Annotated in this window: 16 protein-coding genes and 1 pseudogene; 14 read left to right on the top strand and 3 right to left on the bottom strand. The window is 39.1% G+C overall.

The annotated features are described in order from the left end of the window. The 5 genes and pseudogenes from AB1471_RS09650 to AB1471_RS09630 all read left to right on the top strand — a co-directional run. On the top strand, nucleotides 1-387 hold the full coding sequence (locus AB1471_RS09650; RefSeq protein ID WP_367779554.1) for a PaaI family thioesterase: 387 nt from the start codon (nucleotides 1-3) through the stop codon (nucleotides 385-387). Between the two features lie 14 nt (nucleotides 388-401). After that, nucleotides 402-1,583, top strand: a complete 1,182-nt coding sequence (locus AB1471_RS09645) for a thiolase family protein (protein ID WP_437342355.1) — start codon at nucleotides 402-404, stop codon at nucleotides 1,581-1,583. Next, complete coding sequence (locus AB1471_RS09640) at nucleotides 1,580-2,362, top strand: enoyl-CoA hydratase/isomerase family protein (RefSeq protein WP_367779552.1); 783 nt, start codon at nucleotides 1,580-1,582, stop codon at nucleotides 2,360-2,362. Before AB1471_RS09645 ends, AB1471_RS09640 begins: the two co-directional genes overlap by 4 nt. A gap of 44 nt (nucleotides 2,363-2,406) precedes the next feature. Further along, the gene (locus AB1471_RS09635; RefSeq protein ID WP_367779551.1) at nucleotides 2,407-2,802 is read left to right on the top strand and encodes a PaaI family thioesterase; all 396 of its coding nucleotides are present in this window, start codon (nucleotides 2,407-2,409) and stop codon (nucleotides 2,800-2,802) included. A 29-nt stretch (nucleotides 2,803-2,831) separates the two neighbouring features. Further along, a pseudogene (locus AB1471_RS09630) lies at nucleotides 2,832-3,043 on the top strand (acyl-CoA dehydrogenase family protein); the annotation flags it as partial. 123 nt (nucleotides 3,044-3,166) lie between these two features. Here AB1471_RS09630 and AB1471_RS09625 read toward each other — a convergent pair. Beyond that, nucleotides 3,167-4,174 (bottom strand): NADP-dependent oxidoreductase, encoded by a 1,008-nt coding sequence (locus tag AB1471_RS09625; RefSeq protein ID WP_367779550.1) that lies wholly within the window; start codon nucleotides 4,172-4,174, stop codon nucleotides 3,167-3,169. 684 nt (nucleotides 4,175-4,858) lie between these two features. On the opposite strand from AB1471_RS09625, the gene AB1471_RS09620 reads away from it, so the two are divergent. From AB1471_RS09620 to rlmD, 7 genes are all read left to right on the top strand, one after another. Continuing rightward, the gene (locus AB1471_RS09620; protein WP_367779549.1) at nucleotides 4,859-5,476 is read left to right on the top strand and encodes an HAD family hydrolase; all 618 of its coding nucleotides are present in this window, start codon (nucleotides 4,859-4,861) and stop codon (nucleotides 5,474-5,476) included. A gap of 132 nt (nucleotides 5,477-5,608) precedes the next feature. Next, nucleotides 5,609-5,785: an OsmC family protein gene (locus AB1471_RS09615; protein WP_367779548.1), complete on the top strand. Its 177-nt coding sequence runs from the start codon at nucleotides 5,609-5,611 to the stop codon at nucleotides 5,783-5,785. Nucleotides 5,786-6,012: 227 nt separating this feature from the next. Beyond that, entirely contained in the window at nucleotides 6,013-6,195 is a 183-nt protein-coding gene (locus AB1471_RS09610) for an SE1561 family protein (RefSeq protein WP_367779547.1), read from the top strand. Between the two features lie 179 nt (nucleotides 6,196-6,374). Then, nucleotides 6,375-7,916, top strand: coding sequence for a fumarate hydratase (locus AB1471_RS09605; RefSeq protein WP_367779546.1), 1,542 nt, complete (start codon nucleotides 6,375-6,377; stop codon nucleotides 7,914-7,916). Between the two features lie 185 nt (nucleotides 7,917-8,101). Continuing rightward, a complete protein-coding gene (pdaA, locus tag AB1471_RS09600) occupies nucleotides 8,102-8,869 on the top strand; it encodes a delta-lactam-biosynthetic de-N-acetylase (RefSeq protein WP_437342354.1) in 768 nt (255 codons plus the stop codon). Nucleotides 8,870-9,096: 227 nt separating this feature from the next. Next, the gene (locus tag AB1471_RS09595) at nucleotides 9,097-9,969 is read left to right on the top strand and encodes a DNA-3-methyladenine glycosylase family protein (protein WP_367779545.1); all 873 of its coding nucleotides are present in this window, start codon (nucleotides 9,097-9,099) and stop codon (nucleotides 9,967-9,969) included. 4 nt (nucleotides 9,970-9,973) lie between these two features. Next, nucleotides 9,974-11,353 carry a 23S rRNA (uracil(1939)-C(5))-methyltransferase RlmD gene (gene rlmD / locus AB1471_RS09590; protein ID WP_367779544.1) on the top strand — a complete coding sequence of 460 codons (1,380 nt, stop codon included), beginning with the start codon at nucleotides 9,974-9,976 and terminating at the stop codon, nucleotides 11,351-11,353. A 297-nt stretch (nucleotides 11,354-11,650) separates the two neighbouring features. Here the strand turns inward: rlmD and AB1471_RS09585 are convergent, their stop codons facing one another. Beyond that, complete coding sequence (locus AB1471_RS09585) at nucleotides 11,651-12,634, bottom strand: NAD(P)-dependent alcohol dehydrogenase (RefSeq protein WP_367779542.1); 984 nt, start codon at nucleotides 12,632-12,634, stop codon at nucleotides 11,651-11,653. A 450-nt stretch (nucleotides 12,635-13,084) separates the two neighbouring features. Here AB1471_RS09585 and AB1471_RS09580 point away from each other — a divergent pair, with 450 nt between their 5' ends. Next, nucleotides 13,085-14,476, top strand: a complete 1,392-nt coding sequence (locus tag AB1471_RS09580) for an aldehyde dehydrogenase (RefSeq protein ID WP_367779541.1) — start codon at nucleotides 13,085-13,087, stop codon at nucleotides 14,474-14,476. A gap of 372 nt (nucleotides 14,477-14,848) precedes the next feature. Here AB1471_RS09580 and AB1471_RS09575 read toward each other — a convergent pair whose 3' ends face one another. Continuing rightward, complete coding sequence (locus AB1471_RS09575) at nucleotides 14,849-15,754, bottom strand: TIGR01777 family oxidoreductase (protein WP_367779540.1); 906 nt, start codon at nucleotides 15,752-15,754, stop codon at nucleotides 14,849-14,851. Between the two features lie 86 nt (nucleotides 15,755-15,840). Between AB1471_RS09575 and recX the strand changes: the two genes are divergently transcribed. After that, on the top strand, nucleotides 15,841-16,653 hold the full coding sequence (recX, locus tag AB1471_RS09570; protein ID WP_367779538.1) for a recombination regulator RecX: 813 nt from the start codon (nucleotides 15,841-15,843) through the stop codon (nucleotides 16,651-16,653). The last annotated feature ends 170 nt before the right edge of the window (nucleotides 16,654-16,823 follow it).

Below are 16,823 nucleotides of genomic sequence, written 5' to 3'. Positions count from 1 at the left end.
ATGAAAAGTAGGATGCTAGAACAGTCTACCTTCTCTGATCACCTTGGAATGGTAAGACAAGAGAATGACGATGGAGCAGTTGTGATCTCAATGGAAGTTCAAGAGATCCACAAAGATGAAGTTGGTCACGTTTCCAGTGGACTTTATTACACGCTACTTGATGTAGCTCTCGGTACAGCAGTGTCAGAACAAGAAGGCGGTTTTACGGTAACCATTGATATGCATGTTCAAGTTTTTAAGCAAGAACAGATTAAAAAGCTTGTCTGTAAAGGGGGGCACATCAATATAAATGGGAATGCCGGCAGTGGTAGAGGAGATGTTTTTGACGGAAATGGGGTACTTGTTGCAACTGGCATGGCGACATTTAAAGTAATGAATGAAGCTTAACGAAAGAAGGTGTAATGATGGCACAACCGGTTATTGTATCAGCGGTAAGAACAGCAATCGCCAAAAAAGGCGGGGCACTTGCGGCAGTACCGTACTATGAATATGGAGCAGAAGTGATGAAAGAAGCAGTTAAAAGAGCACATCTTAAAAAAGAAGAAATTGATGATGTTATTTATGGCAACTGCTTAAGCGGTGGAGGCAATGCTGCACGGATGTCATTATTAGAGGCGGATTTTCCTGTTACTTTGCCGGGACTGACAATTGATCGTCAGTGCGGCTCATCGATTAACAGCGTGGCACTCGCCGCGGATTTGATTGTAGCGGGAAGAGGAACGATCTTTTTAGCAGGCGGCGCGGAAAGTATGTCTCTCTCTCCACATATGCTGGCACCAGCGTCGCGTCCGTATGACCGACAACCACCCGCATTTGTGAAAAGAAAGCTTTCCCCAAAAAAGATTGGAGATCCTCCAATGGGGATCACTGCGGAGAACTTAGTTGAAAAGTATGGGATATCGCGTGAAGAACAGGACAAATATGCAGTGGAAAGTCAGAGAAGAATGGCGCAGGCAATGCAAGAAGGGTTTTTTGATGAACAAATCGTTCCAATTAAAGTGAAAGCGGGAAAAGAAATGGTGTTGTTCGATCGAGATGAGCATCCACGGCCGGGAACGACGCAAGAAAAACTGATGAAGCTACGTCCTGTCTTTAAAGAAGACGGCTCAGTCACAGCTGGCAACTCTTCTGGTGTGAACGATGGTGCATCGGCAGTAGTCGTGATGTCTGAAGAAGAAGCTGAAAAACGTGGACTAGAAGTAATGGCACGTATAGTTGATTCTCAAGTGGCAGGAGTAGATCCCAACATCATGGGAATTGGCCCAGTGCCAGCTGTTCAAAAACTGTTGAAACAGAATAATTTAATTATGGAAGATATTGATTTTGTCGAGTTAAATGAAGCGTTTGCCGTGCAGGTACTTGCCTGCAATGTTGAATTAAATATTCCGTACGAAAAACTAAATGTAAATGGTGGAGCGATCGCGCACGGTCATCCGATTGCAGCCACAGGCGGTATGCTCGTTGCAAAGGCGGTTTATGAAATGAAAAGAAGCGGTGCGAAACGGTCTATTGTGACTGCTTGCATTGGCGGGGGACAGGGAATTGCTTTACTACTAGAAAATGAGAGAGGGATGAAGAGATGAACAACTATCAAAATATTTTAGTAGAAAAATCAAATCAGCTTGCCTACATTATTATCAATCTGCCCGAACAACGCAATCCGTTAAGTAAAGAAACACTTGGAGAAATGAAAGACGCGCTGGATAATTTGAAAAATGATACAGAAACGAACTGTATTATTTTTACCGGGCAAGGAGATAAATCATTTGCAGCAGGAGCGGACATCAACCAGCTTAAAAAACGAGGTCCATTAGATGTATTTACAGCTGGTGGCATGCAAGAAATATATGATTATATCGAAGCGTATGACAAACCGACGATTGCGATGATTAACGGTTTTGCGCTTGGCGGCGGATGTGAGCTAGCCATGGCGTGTGACATTCGAATCGCCTCTACAAATGCAAAATTTGGTCTTCCGGAGTTGAATCTTGGTATTATTCCGAGTGCAGGTGGAACCCAACGAATGGCGCGATTGATCGGTAAAGGGAAAGCAATGGACTTAATCTTGACTGGGAAAATTATTACGGCAGAAGAAGCGGAAAAAATTGGTCTCGTTTCAGAATACGTACCGCAGGATCAGCTAAAAGAAGTGGTGGAAAAAACAGCAGCTCAAATACTATCGAAAGGTCCATTAGCTATAAAACTCGCAAAAATGTCGATTCATGCCGGCTTTGATACAGATATGAAGGCGGGTCAAATGATTGAAAAGCTTGCCCAAGCTGTACTTTTTTCAACCAAAGATAAAAATGAGGGAACAAGCGCATTTTTAGAGAAACGTTCTCCCGAATTTATGTCCAAATAAAAGATTTCTTAAAGAGATTAGTGTGGAGGGGAGAAAAGGTGTAGATGATGATTGAGGAAATAAAGAAAGAATTTGAAGAATGTCCCTACCTCCAGCATCTTGGAATAAAAATACTAGCTTTTGAAGAAGAGAACGTGGAGATTAAATTAAGTTTGCAACAGTACCTTTTAAATACAAAAAGAACCCTTCATGGCGGTGTACATGCTTCTATGATGGGTTTCATCCAGAGTATGCATCTGCGCTCAGTTACAAGAACAAGGTGTATTGCAACGAGTTCGACTGTCCATTTCACGGCTCCAGTGAAAACGGGAGATATTTATGCAAAAGCATCAATCATTTCGAGAGGTTATAAGACTGCTTTTGTAGATAGTATTGTCAGAGATGAGGAAGGGGATATTGTCTCAAAAGGTACAGGGACCTATAAAATAATTCGTGAGTAAATTGAAGCGATCATAAACAAGTGGAAAACGCAAATGATGCAGTTCAGATTCATGGGGCGTACGGTTATTGATGAGTATCCTTTCGAGCGTTAGTTACGCAATTCCAAGGCTCCAGTTATTTATGAGGGAATTCGTGAAATTCATACGATAATGCAAGCAGAATACGTATTAAGGTTATCGAGAGGAAAAAACATTAAATAAAATGCTTCCTGCATGGGGAGAGACATTGCAATATAATTGATACTTTAAAGTAGGTGCTCGAACGAAATTAGCCCGCGATTAGTCAGCTCATGTGTTTTTGCACAAGTGAAAAAGCGGTTCTACACTGACCCTAGAACCGCTTTTCCACATGCTTTACTATTGACTATTTTTCAATATCCCCAACCTTCACCAACGCTTTCCCGAGATTCGCACCTTTAAACAGATCTAAAAATGCATCAATGGTATGATCAAAGCCCTCAGTAATGGTTTCTTCATACTTTAGTTTGCCTTCACCCAGCCAACGAGCCAATTCTTTTGCCCCTTCTTCAAATCGAGAAGAGTAGTTTCCAACGGTAAAGCCTTGCATCAATGAGCTGGTCTTGATGAGATGAACTTGAACGCGAGGTCCTAGGTCCGGTTCTTCGTTATTGTAGGATGAGATCGCTCCACATACTGGAATTCGTGCAAATTTGTTTAGGAGCGGGAAGATGGCGTCGGAAATTTTGCCACCTACATTTTCGAAGTAGACGTCAATTCCGTTCGGGCATGCTTCCTTCAGTGCTTCTCCAACCTCTTGCGTTTTGTAGTTGATCGCAGCATCAAAACCTAATTCATCCGTTAAGTAGTTCACTTTCTCATCTGAACCCGCTATCCCAACAACATGGCAGCCTTTGATTTTCGCAATTTGGCCAACAATTGAACCAACAGCTCCTGCAGCGCCGGAAACAACAACCGTTTCACCTTCTTTTGGTTTACCGATATCTAGAAAGCCGAAGTAGGCCGTTAAACCTGTCATACCTAGTACACTTAAATAGGTAGATGCAGGTGCAAGGTTCGGATCAATCGTTTGTACTTCATTTTCATTTGCAATCGAGTATTCTTGCCAACCGAGTGAACCGAGAACGAGGTCACCTTTTGTAAATTGATCTGACTTGGATTCAACGACTTGTCCAATTACACCGCTAGAAATTATACCGTTCAATTCAAATGGTGGAATATAGGATTTGCCTTCATTCATGCGTCCGCGTAGATAAGGATCTACTGAAATATAAACGGTCCGTGTTAGTAACTCTCCTTTAGACGGTTCTCCAATCGGTGCTTCTACTAATTTGAAGTCCGATTTTGTCGGTGTTGCTGCAGGTCGATTGATTAACTTAATTTGTTTTTGCATGTTTGTCACCCTTTCATTTTCAATGAAACCTTTTATTCCTAAGGTACAGTATATTAGAATGTTTTTGAATTATGCAAATATAAATGTTTGGCTTTTCGATTAATGTTTGCGTGCATTTTTTCAAACGTCAGTTTATTATCCATTTAAACTAATGAATATAAAAAAGACATTCATTCTGATACGATGATAAGCAACAAAACAGATATCCTAATTGAAAAACGCACACAAATGGGCGTCCGTTTACGGCTTGATTTTCTTCTCGCTACTGCATAAATACGTGCCAACTCGGAACGGAACAATTTTGCACAAACACCTTTTCGCGTCATTTCCTTTAAGAATCGAGAGGAGGCACGTAATGAACGTCATGACAAATGTAAAGATATGTACAAAAGCCATCTGGGCGAATAATCGTTTTTTCAATTGATCAAAAATCCTATTTAATATTGCAGGACTTTTTCTTATTCCGCAATCGGGCCAGATTGTTGAAGATCTATCGAGAGAAAAGATGCTCTAGATATGTTAAACACATTTCATACAATCACAAAATCATGCTAAATTTTACAATATATGTAATATGTTTTTGAGTATATAATGATAACTGATGAAAGTGGCATCTGGAAAGTTTCTTTTATGCCTATTCTACAATCAGGAGATTTACTGAACAATGGAGAGGTGAAACTACATATGGATAGTATTATTTTTGATTTAGACGGGACCATTTGGGATCCAATCGATACCGTTCTTAATGCGTGGAATAGCCGTATCAAGGAACACAGTCAAATTAAAAGAGAACTAACACGGATTGATTTCGAAGGAACAATGGGACTACAAATGCACGATATCAGTAAAAAGTTGTTTCCTTATTTAAGTGAGGATGTCCGCGTAAAAGTGATTACCGAGTGTTGTGAAACTGAACAGGGGTATTTAAAGAAACAAGGCGGTAATCTGTATCATAACGTGGAGGAGGTACTAAACGTACTTTCGAAGCAATACAAACTTTACATCGTAAGCAACTGTCAAGATGGCTACATTGAATCATTTTATGAGTTTCATAACCTGGAAAAATACTTCTTAGACTATGAAAATCCTGGAAGAACCGGACTTTCAAAAGGAGAAAATATTAACTTAATTATCGAAAGGAATAACCTATCCAATCCTATTTATGTAGGGGACACAGAAGGTGATTTAAATGCATCTAGATATGCTGGAATACCATTTGTTTATGCAAAGTATGGATTCGGACAAGTAAGTGATTATGATGAGGTTATTGAGAAGTTTGATGAACTTGTGAAACTATTTTGATCTTAAGGAAACTGGAGCTTTCCTTGAATACTAGGAAAGCCCTTCCTTCATAGAACAATCTCAGCAAAACCAGTCAGTATAAGCTGGGGAGTTATTCAAGATCAAACTTTATTCCAAACCAACACTTATCAATTGCTTGTATCATCGGTAGCTGTATGTAGTGGAGGCGTATTAAGAGCTGTATTTGAAAAAATGCGTCTAAAGTTTGAAGACATAGAAGTGAATGCGAAGTTCGAGCGAAATGAAGCGATCGCAAACCGCACAGAAAAAATACATGTGTTTTTTTTACAATTAAGGCAGATCAAATAGATGAGAAAAAAGTTGAAAAAGCATTAAATCTAACTAGAAAAAACTGTTCAATGGTTCAATCTGTCATTGGCAGCATTAAGGTGACAGAGACATTTGAAATCATTTCATGATAATACATAAAAACTCGCCTTGAGCTTGTCGCAGCTAAAAGCCCACTTGCGCCTAGGGTGTTGCATCGTTTCACAAAATCCGTTACGATAGTAGCGAGTTTGAAAGGAGCGATACCGATGGGTAATGCAATTCATGATAACGATTCACAAATGCTTTATTTAAAAAAGCGTTTAAATATGTTTTTAGAAGTACTGGAATCAGTAGACCCTGAAAGCACAAATCTTGATGACATTGATCGTATGATCGAAATGGTCGATGATCTTGAAGTAAAGGTTCACCAATTTAAAAAATCGGAATAAAGTTACTTGCGTCAAACCACGCAAAAGAGGTGCCTCAACTGCTGAGCACCTCTTTTTATTTATGACAATAGAAACCGTTTTCAATTCATCTTTTTTTCATCTTAGTAAACAGGTATAATAGAAATGTTGAAATCCTCAGTAAGAAAGTCGCTGAGTGATGAGGAAGGGGCGCATACATAATGAATATAACTACACTTGAAAATAGTTTATACGATTTAATCGTTGAAACATCGACAAATCTACCGAAAGATGTTCGACGCGCAATACAAGAAGCGAAGGCACAAGAAAATGAAGGTACACGAGCTGCGATGAGTCTTGCAACGATCACACAAAACATTCAGATGGCTGATGATAAAGTATCACCGATTTGCCAAGATACTGGCTTACCGACATTTAAAATTAAAACACCAGTTGGAGTCAATCAGATTGAAATAAAAAAGGCGATCCATAAGGCAATGGTACGCGCAACAAACGATGGTAAAATGCGTCCAAACTCAGTTGATTCATTAACGGGCGAAAATAGTGGTGACAATTTAGGACTCGGTTTACCCGTTGTAAAATTTGAACAGTGGGAAAAAGACACGATTGATATTCGTTTAATTCTTAAGGGTGGCGGCTGTGAAAACAAAAACATCCAATATAGTCTCCCGTGTGAACTTGAAGGTCTTGGGCGGGCTGGACGCGACCTTGATGGGATTCGTAAATGTGTGATGCATTCTGTTTATCAAGCACAAGGGCAAGGATGTAGCGCAGGTTTTATTGGTGTAGGAATTGGTGGCGACCGTTCATCAGGCTACGATCTAGCAAAAGAACAACTTTTCCGTTCATCAGATGATGTTAATCCAAATGAAGATCTTCATAAGCTTGAACAGTATGTAATGGAGCATGCGAATGAACTTGGAATTGGTACGATGGGTTTTGGTGGTGAAACGACATTACTTGGATGTAAGGTCGGCGTCATGAACCGAATTCCAGCAAGCTTCTTTGTTTCCGTTGCGTATAACTGTTGGGCATTCCGTCGTCTTGGCATTACGGTCAATGCAGACACAGGAGCAATTGAAGATTGGCAGTATCAAGAAGGAGAAAAAATCAGCTTTGGTGAAGATCAAAAAACGGAACAAACCCCAGATGAAGAGCCACGAGTTGTCACTCTTCATGCACCAATTTCTGAAGAGCAAATTCGCTCATTAAAAGTAGGTGACGTTGTTCAAATTGATGGCATGATGTATACAGGACGTGACGCCATTCACAAATATTTAAGCGACAATGATTCACCTGTCGATTTAAATGGACAAGTTATTTATCACTGTGGTCCTGTTATGTTAAAAGATGATAAAGGAAACTGGCACGTGAAAGCCGCTGGACCGACCACTTCGATTCGTGAAGAACCATATCAAGGAGACATTATGAAACGATTTGGCATTCGAGCAGTTATTGGCAAAGGTGGTATGGGTCCAAAAACACTTAAAGCACTTGAAGAACACGGCGGTGTTTACTTAAATGCAATTGGTGGAGCGGCACAATATTATGCTGACTGTATCCAAAGTGTTGAAGGAGTGGATCTTAAACAATTTGGAATCCCAGAAGCAATGTGGCACTTGAAAGTAAAAGGGTTTACAGCAGTCGTAACAATGGATTCCCACGGTAACAGTTTGCACCGTGATGTTGACCAATCCTCTTTAGAAAAGCTTTCCCGATATAAAGAACCGGTATTCCAATAAAAGCGGAAGATGCTTGTGTAGAACCGGTTATCACCGCTGAAGGAACTTTTTTCCTTCAGCGGTGATTGACTTTGTAACCTTATTATTTCCTTTCCAGAAAGCACTCAAACTAAATCTGAGTGCTTTTTTTCGTTGTATGTTCTTCTTATTTTTGAACACATTAATGATAAGGGAGGAATGAAAGAATGCGTCGAAAAATAGTATCTATTCTTATGGTTTGCTTGCTTTTTTTAGTTGCTCCACTATCCGTCTTTGGAGAAAGTCAGAGTTGGGGTTTTAAACGATCGGTGAATGGTGAACAACCAAATGCTGGTCCTGAATTAGATGAGCTTTTAAAGAAATATGATTCAGCATATAAGGGGAAGTCAGACAAAAAAGTCATTTATATGACGTTTGATAATGGGTACGAAAACGGTCATACGGAAAAGATTTTGGATGTGTTAAAAGAAGAGAAAGTACCAGCTACCTTTTTTTTAACTGGTCATTATTTAACGAGTGCTGGTCCATTAGTTGAAAGAATGGTAAAAGATGGTCACAAAATCGGCAATCATTCGTGGGGACATCCGAACTTCTCCACACTGACGAAAGATCAAATGTTAGAGGAATGGAGCAAGGTAAAAGACAAAACAGAGGAACTAACCGGTCAAAAGGAAATGCTGTATACTCGCCCGCCTGAAGGTGTGTTTAACGAGGAAACATTAAAGGTAGCAAAGGAAGCGGGATATAAGCATGTGTTTTGGTCAGTTGCATTTGTCGATTGGCATGCCGATAAGCCAAGGGGAGCCGATTATGCATACGATGAAATTATGAAACAAATTCATCCTGGTGCAGTGGTTCTTCTTCATACCGTCTCAAAAGACAATGCAGACGCCCTTCAACGAGTAATTCAAGATCTTAAAAAAGATGGATATGAGTTCAAGGACTTAGATCATTTATTTGAAAATCAAGCGTAAAAAGGGACCGTAAGATGACTCTGTGAAGAGTTTTCTTGCGGTTTTTTCTAGAAAATGACTGCCTTTAGCAGTTAATCTCCATGTTTGGTCAGCGTTAAAATCTTAATGGGAGCAGGGGACATCTTCCATTGTTTTCTGCCCGTCCTTAAGCGTTCATATACACTCCAATTATTCTACTCCACGTAAAACCCCATGTTATAATTTATGTAAAAGAAAGTGGGAATAAAATGTGGCAGGAACGAATTACGATTCAAGGACCGTATGCATTTGACCGCGTGTTAGAGCGAATGTCTATCGATCCACTTATCAACGTGGATCGCGAAAACTTAACAGTGAGACTCCCTTATGATGGGCTGAAACGACAAGCATTAATCATTCAAGCCATTGGAACAACAGAAGATCCTACGTTTCTTGTGAGTGGTAGGACAGATAATGATAAAGAAGAGGCAGTAATATTTGTCAGTGATCGTTTTCAATGGGGCAAGTCATTAACACACGTGGGGGAACATTTTTCACAAACCAATCTTTCAAGCATCTTTGAAGAACATAGAGGAACCCCACTTGTCCTCGATTCCTCCATATACAGCGGACTAATTAAAAGCATTATTCATCAACAGTTGAATATGAAATTTGCCAGTGTTCTGACGCAGCGCTTTGTTACCACGTATGGTGAAAAGATAGACGATGTATGGTTTTATCCTTCAGCAGAAAGAGTAGCAGCGATTAAAGTGGAAGAGCTAAGAGAAATGCAATTTAGTCAGCGGAAAGCTGAGTATGTTATTGGGATTGGTGAGAAAATTACGCGTGGTGAATTACATATCGAGAAATTTCCATCCATGAGTGATGAAGAGATTATTACTGAACTGCTTCAAATCCGCGGAGTAGGCCCATGGACCGCGCAAAATGTGCTATTATTTGGACTTGGTCGATTGAATGTTTTTCCGTTTGCTGATATCGGCATTCAAAACGCATTAAAAAAACAATTTAAAATGGAACGAAAGCCCACCATGCAAGAGATGGAGCAGTGGATTGAGTCATGGAAGCCATACTTGAGCTACGCGTCGCTTTATTTATGGAGGAGCATTGAAACAGGGAAGTGAGAGAATGACAGAACATTCAAATAAAATTCAAGAAAAGCAAGAGTTTCCTTTAACAATAAAACGTCTTGGTATCAACGGTGAGGGTGTAGGTTATTTTAAACGACAAGTTGTCTTTGTACAGGGGGCATTGCCTGATGAAGAAGTCGTCGTTGAAGTGACAAAGGTTCACCCGAAATTTGCTGAAGCAAAACTAAAAACGATTCGTAAACCTTCACCACATCGTGTGACTGCACCTTGTTACGTATATGATTCATGTGGTGGTTGTCAACTACAGCATTTAGAATATAGCCAGCAGCTTAATCATAAAAAAGATATTTTAATTCAAGCGCTAGAACGACATGCAAAATTTAACTTAAATGAATTAGATATTCGCCGAACAATTGGTATGGAAGATCCATGGTTTTACCGTAATAAGAGCCAATTTCAGGTTGGCAAAAGAAAAGAAAAAGTCATCGTAGGGCTTTATGGAGCAAATTCTCATGACCTTGTTGATATTAAAGAATGTATCGTCCAACGAAAAGAAACAAATAAAGCCACTCAAGTTGTACGAAAACAATTGGACAAGCTTGGTATTCCCGTATACAACGAACGAAAGAAAAAAGGATGCGTTCGAACAGTTGTTTCACGTGTAGGAGTGAACACAGGAGAAGTTCAAATTGTGATTGTTACTGCTACAGATGATTTACCTCAAAAGGATAAACTCATTCGTGCGCTCGAGAACAAAATGCCTGAAGTCAAATCCATTATGCAAAACGTAAATCCAGCGTCTACTTCAGTCATTTTCGGAAACAAAACCGTGCTTCTTTCGGGCAAAAAAACGATTGAAGATAAGATGGAACAATACACTTATCACCTTTCTGCTAGAGCATTTTTTCAGTTGAACCCTGTTCAAACTGAAAAGCTCTATGATGAGATTAAACGAGCGGCTGATTTAACGGGAAAAGAAAAAATTGTCGATGCTTACTGTGGGTCAGGAACAATCGGTCTTTGGTTGTCACAAGGAGCGAGTGAGATCCGAGGAATGGATGTGATTAAAGAATCGATTCAAGACGCACGAATGAATGCACAAAATCACGGATTGAAAAATTTCAACTATGAAGTTGGAACAGCTGAAGAGTGGATGATGAAGTGGAAAAATGAAGGGTTTAAGCCGGATGTTGTGGTTGTAGATCCGCCACGAACAGGCTGCGATCCATCTCTTTTGAAAACGATATTGTCAGTCAAACCCAAAACATTTATCTATGCGTCATGTAATCCATCCACCCTTGCAAAAGATCTAATGCAACTGTCATCTCACTACACCATTGATTATATTCAACCTATCGACATGTTCCCACAAACAAGTCATGTTGAAAGTGTAACGAAACTTGTCTTAAAATCGTAGCAAACTAAAATAATTTCAACCGTGCAACCGATGATGAGCTCAAGCTTCTATTTGCAACGGCGAAAAACAAACGATGTTTACTTTTTGATGGATTGTAATTTAAAAAACCCTGATTTCTTCCTTACGTAGAAGAAATCAGGGTTTTTCATACTATCTTCGTTTGTTGTGGGTCTCAGCCAACGGGATGCTTTCGGATCCTAACCAGGCCGGTCAAAGTTTGATTTTATATTGGCTAGTGTAAGGGTTTCAACTGGTTGTCCGTACCCTTTATTTACTTTGTTCTGTGCTGATATCTTGTTAGGTTTTATTATTATGTTCCAATGTTATTACTACATTTCCCTTTTTGTGTCCTTTTTCGACATACTTGTGAGCCTCAGCAATTTGTTCCAACGGATAGCGTCTATCAATGACCGATTTTATCTTTCCTGCTTCAATAAGCTCTTTGAAGAAGAGTAGATCTTTAGTCTTTTCGCTTGTTGGCCTCAAACCTGTGGTCGCAAACAATGCTTTTTTGCTACCGATCTTTGAAGTCCAAATCATTTGAGGAATAATTGCCAGAGTGGGTACAGTAGAAAGATAGACCCCTCTTTGATTTAGCGAGCTTTTACAACTTGAAAATGAACTCTTACCTACTGCGTCAAAAATAATATCATAGGTCTGGTCGGTTTTGGTAAAATCCTCTTTAGTGTAATCAATTACCTTATCAGCTCCCAATGATTTCACCAATTCTAAATTCGTGGTACTGCATACCCCGGTAACTTCTGTCCCAAAGTACTTGGCAAGCTGTACCGCAAAAGTACCTACCGATCCAGAAGCGCCATTGATAAGGACTTTTTGTCCGCTCTGAATATTTGCCGTATCTCTAAGGAAAGGCAATGCCGTTAATGCCCCATCACAGACGGAGGCGGCTTCCCCATAGGTCATATTGGTCGGTTTTATTGCCAGCGCGCCTTCTTCAGGCAGACATATGTATTCGGCATAAGTACCAAACGTGGTAGATGCAAAAACTTGGTCACCTTTCTTAAATGATTTTACATCTTTTCCTACTTCTTCAATTTCTCCGGCTAGCTCAAACCCTAGTATAGTATTTTTGGGTCTTATGAGACCAGAGTAAAATCTTGCAATAAATGGGTCACCCTTTCGAAAGGCGCAGTCCGATGGCGATACTACTGTCTCATATACTTTTACCAGTACTTCATTGTCCTTAGGAGTAGGTTTTTCTACCTCTTTGAGCTGAAGAACATCCGGTGATCCGTATTTTGTACATATAATTGCTTTCATAAGTCTTCTCCTCCTTTATTGCTTTTTGATCTGATTCTAAAATCATATGGATTGTCTGAGGCGCAATGCACTTTTACCAATACTTCATCATCTTGAATAGATGCTATTCGATATCCACTATCCTTAGGACTTCAGTGGGACCGTATTTGTGGCTACGATTGTTTGTCATGTCACATAAACACATAACATTCGTTTTTCCTTTCAATTCAATTAATTTGTCTCCTTAATCAGTAAATGAAGGTTCTTCTTCATTAGTTGCTATTGTATTGATGATATTGAATATAGTTGACACAAGAATTTAGTGCGAAGAGTTGTACTTGGATTGACAATTCATCTACTATAATAGTAAGCATGATAAGCCTATAAAAGTTAAAAAAGTTCTACAAAGCACGTGTAAAATAGGAGAAGAATTTATTGTTGAACATGTTCTTAACAAAAGGGGGAAGACCATTGTCTATTCAAACGAAACTTGATGTGGAACATCTTATTCAAAAGCAACGAGAATTTTTCCATAGTGGGATTACACGTAAAATTGATTTTCGTTTAAAACAGTTAAAGAAACTCAAAACAGTAATCGAAGAACATGAGCAAGAAATTCTCGATGCATTAAAAAAAGACTTGGGGAAAAATCCTTTTGAAGCATATGTTTCTGAAATCGGTTTTACACTTAGTAGCATCCGCGACATGATTAAAAATGTGAAACGATGGTCAAAAACTGAAAAAGTGAAAACGCCGATTTATCAAATGCCTTCGAAAAGTTTTATTATCAAGGAGCCTTATGGAAGTGTGTTGATTATTGGGCCATTTAATTATCCATTTCAATTGTTAATAGAGCCATTGATCGGTGCCATAGCAGCCGGAAATTGTGCTGTTATTAAACCATCTGAAAGTACACCACATACTACTAAAGTGATCAATAAAATAATCTCAAATCATTTTGATCCCGCTTATATTAAAGTCGTTGAAGGTGAAAAAGAAGAAACATCGTTACTCATTCATGCACCGTTTGATTATTTGTTTTTCACTGGAAGTATTCCTGTTGGAAAAATCGTAATGGAAGCGGCGGCTAAAAACTTAGTGCCACATACACTTGAACTAGGTGGGAAAAGTCCAACCATTGTGGATGAAACAGCTGACATCAAAAAAGCAGCGCAGCGCATTATATGGGGCAAACTCATGAACGCTGGTCAAACATGTATTGCACCAGATTATATAGTCGTACATCACAAAGTAAAAGATGAATTGATTAAACAAATGAAGATAGCAATTCATGCATTTTATGGTGATCAAATTCAGACGAGTGAAGAGTTTGGCCGTATTGTAAATGAGCGACATTTTGATCGGTTGACCGAGATTTTAGAAAAAGATAAGAGTCATATTGTGGCCGGGGGAGAGCATAATCGAGAAGATAGATTCATTGCTCCAACCATACTAGATCATATTGATTGGTCAAATGCAGCGATGCAGGATGAAATTTTTGGACCGATTTTACCTATATTAACGTATGATCATTTAGATGATGTGATCAATATGATCAACGCTCATCCGAAGCCATTGGCTCTTTATGTGTTTACGGAAAATCAAAAAAACGAATCACAAGTACTACAGCAAATATCTTTTGGCGGTGGCTGTGTAAACGATACGATAAGTCATATATCGAACAGCAATTTGCCTTTTGGTGGCGTTGGACATTCAGGAGTTAATGCCTACCATGGGAAGCATAGCTTTGATCTATTTTCGCACAGAAAAAGTATGCTAAAAAAAAGTACAAGTGTAGAATTGAAGCTCGCTTTTCCACCGTATAAAATGAGTTTAGAGACGATTAAAAGAATACTTAAATAAAGTTGGAATCTGTTTCAGCATTCAATAGCAAAGGGAGTTAAGAAAGGAATAGAAGAAGCACAACGCAGCAAGGAATTTTTAAAAAATGAAAGTCTGGTGTAAATAATGAAATTTTACTTTAAATTGATTCTATTCGTTATATTTATGATTGGAAATACTTACGCGTATTTCTATTCATACAGTACAAAGGCGGCGGGGGTAGCTTTAATTGGTACTTTTATATTGATATCAATATTAAGTATTATCTACTACGTCGTTAATAAAAAAAGGCAACCGGGTAACTAACCTAAGATTATCGGAAGTAAAAACCCCGCCCTTCTCAGTTTACCCGCAAAAAAGGATCTGTCCATGGTAGTTGGACGGATCCTTTTATTAAGAATAAATTTCTTGTAGGGCCTGATGGAGAGTTGAATACTTAAACGTAAATCCTTTTTCCTCTAATACTTTAGGCAATGCTTTTTGACCTTCTAAGACGAGCGCACTTTTATCACCAAGAGCAAGCTTTAAAGCAAATGCTGGGGCTGGAATCCAATGCGGACGGTTCAAAGCCCGACCAAGCGTTTTACCAAACTCTTTCATGCGCATCGGGTTCGGAGCTGTCACGTTAAATGGACCTTCTAGTTCATCATGTTCAATTGCAAACAAGATCGCTCGGGCTACATCTTCATGATGAACCCACGACAGCCACTGTTTCCCGCTCCCGACGGTTCCACCAGCCATCAGTTTATACGGCATCGCCATACTTGGTAGTGCTCCCGCGTCTTTACCGAGAATGATGCCAAAACGTCCATAGGCTACACGCACACCTTCATCTTGTGCGAGCGTTGCTTGTTTCTCCCAATCTACAACGGTTCTTGCTAGAAAATCACTTCCTTTTTCAAGCGATTGTTCTGTATAGATTTTAGTTTCAGACGAAGGATAATAACCAACTGCACTAGCATTGATGAGTACAGATGGCTTCGATTCAAGTGCACGAATGATACGTAAAATTTCATCTGTAGATTCTATGCGACTGTCATATATTCGTTCTTTATGTTCATCATTCCAGCGTCCATTATTGATGGATTCCCCTGCTAAATTAATGACAGCATCAATTTTCATGAGGTTGTTTTCTGGAAAAGCCGTCTCGGTTAACCACTCAACATAATGAACGTATGGTTTATCGTCAAAACGGTCTGAATTTCTTGTTAAAATATAAACCTCATGATTATTTTTTGTGAGTAATTGTGTGATCTTTTGTCCTATAAAGCCCGTTCCTCCGCTTAAAAGGATCTTCATGTGGCATCCCTCCTACTCGTTATTGTGACTATTTCTCCTTTGAGCAGGATAAAACCTTTAATGAATGTGTTAAAGTGAGTATAGAGGTGAGCATTGTGCCAATTATTACGAAAATAACACAACAAAAACGCAGTAATGAACGTTACAATATTTTTTTAGATGGAACATACGCGTTTAGTGTGGATGAAGAAGTACTAGCACGCAATCAGTTAAGTAAAAATAAAGAACTGACAGATTTTGATATAGGTGAAATTCAATATGAAGACGAAATTCGCAAAGGATTCAATAAAGCGCTGGTCTATTTAAGCTACCGAATGCGCTCTGAATATGAAATTGTGTTGCATTTAAGAGAGCATGAAATGGGTGATGCATGCATAGAAGAAATCATGCACAAGCTCAGACAATATGGCTATGTAAATGACGAAGATTATGCAAAAGCCTTTGTAAACACTCAGCTTCGAACGTCAGATAAAGGCCCTCGACACATGGGAAATGGGCTAAAGGAAAAAGGAGTTGCACCACAAATCACCGAAGCAATACTTGAACAAATTAGGGTTGAAGAATGGCAAGAAAGAGCGGAGCAAGTAATTGAAAAAGTGATAAAAAAGAATCCTAAGCAATCCAAAATGCAAATTAAAAAGAAGGGAGAAGATACACTGTCTAGAAAAGGGTATTCAGGATCTGTTGTAAGCAATGTATTAGCTAACTTGACAATTGAACGAGATAAAGATGAGCAGTGGCTAGCGATTTATTCTCAAGCAAAAAAGGCCCACACTAAATACTCAAAGAAATACGAAGGCTATGAATACAAGCAGCGTATGAAGCAAACGCTGTTTCGTAAAGGTTTTGGGATGGAAGAAATTGATCGTGCAATCGATCAATTAGAAGAGGAAGAATAGGGACGACAAGAATGGGTAAGCATTGGAGCGAAGTGTGTTTCATTTTCAGTGATGGAATAACATAAATCAAAAATACTTAATGGTACATAGTAGCCAACAAGTATTTTTTAATTGATTCTATTCAATCCAGTTTGTTTTAACCTGATTTTTTACTATACTGTTAACAGAGT

The organism is Jeotgalibacillus marinus (assembly GCF_040801915.1).
GTDB lineage: Bacteria > Bacillota > Bacilli > Bacillales > Jeotgalibacillaceae > Jeotgalibacillus > Jeotgalibacillus marinus.
This window is presented reverse-complemented; position numbering and strand designations above follow the sequence as displayed.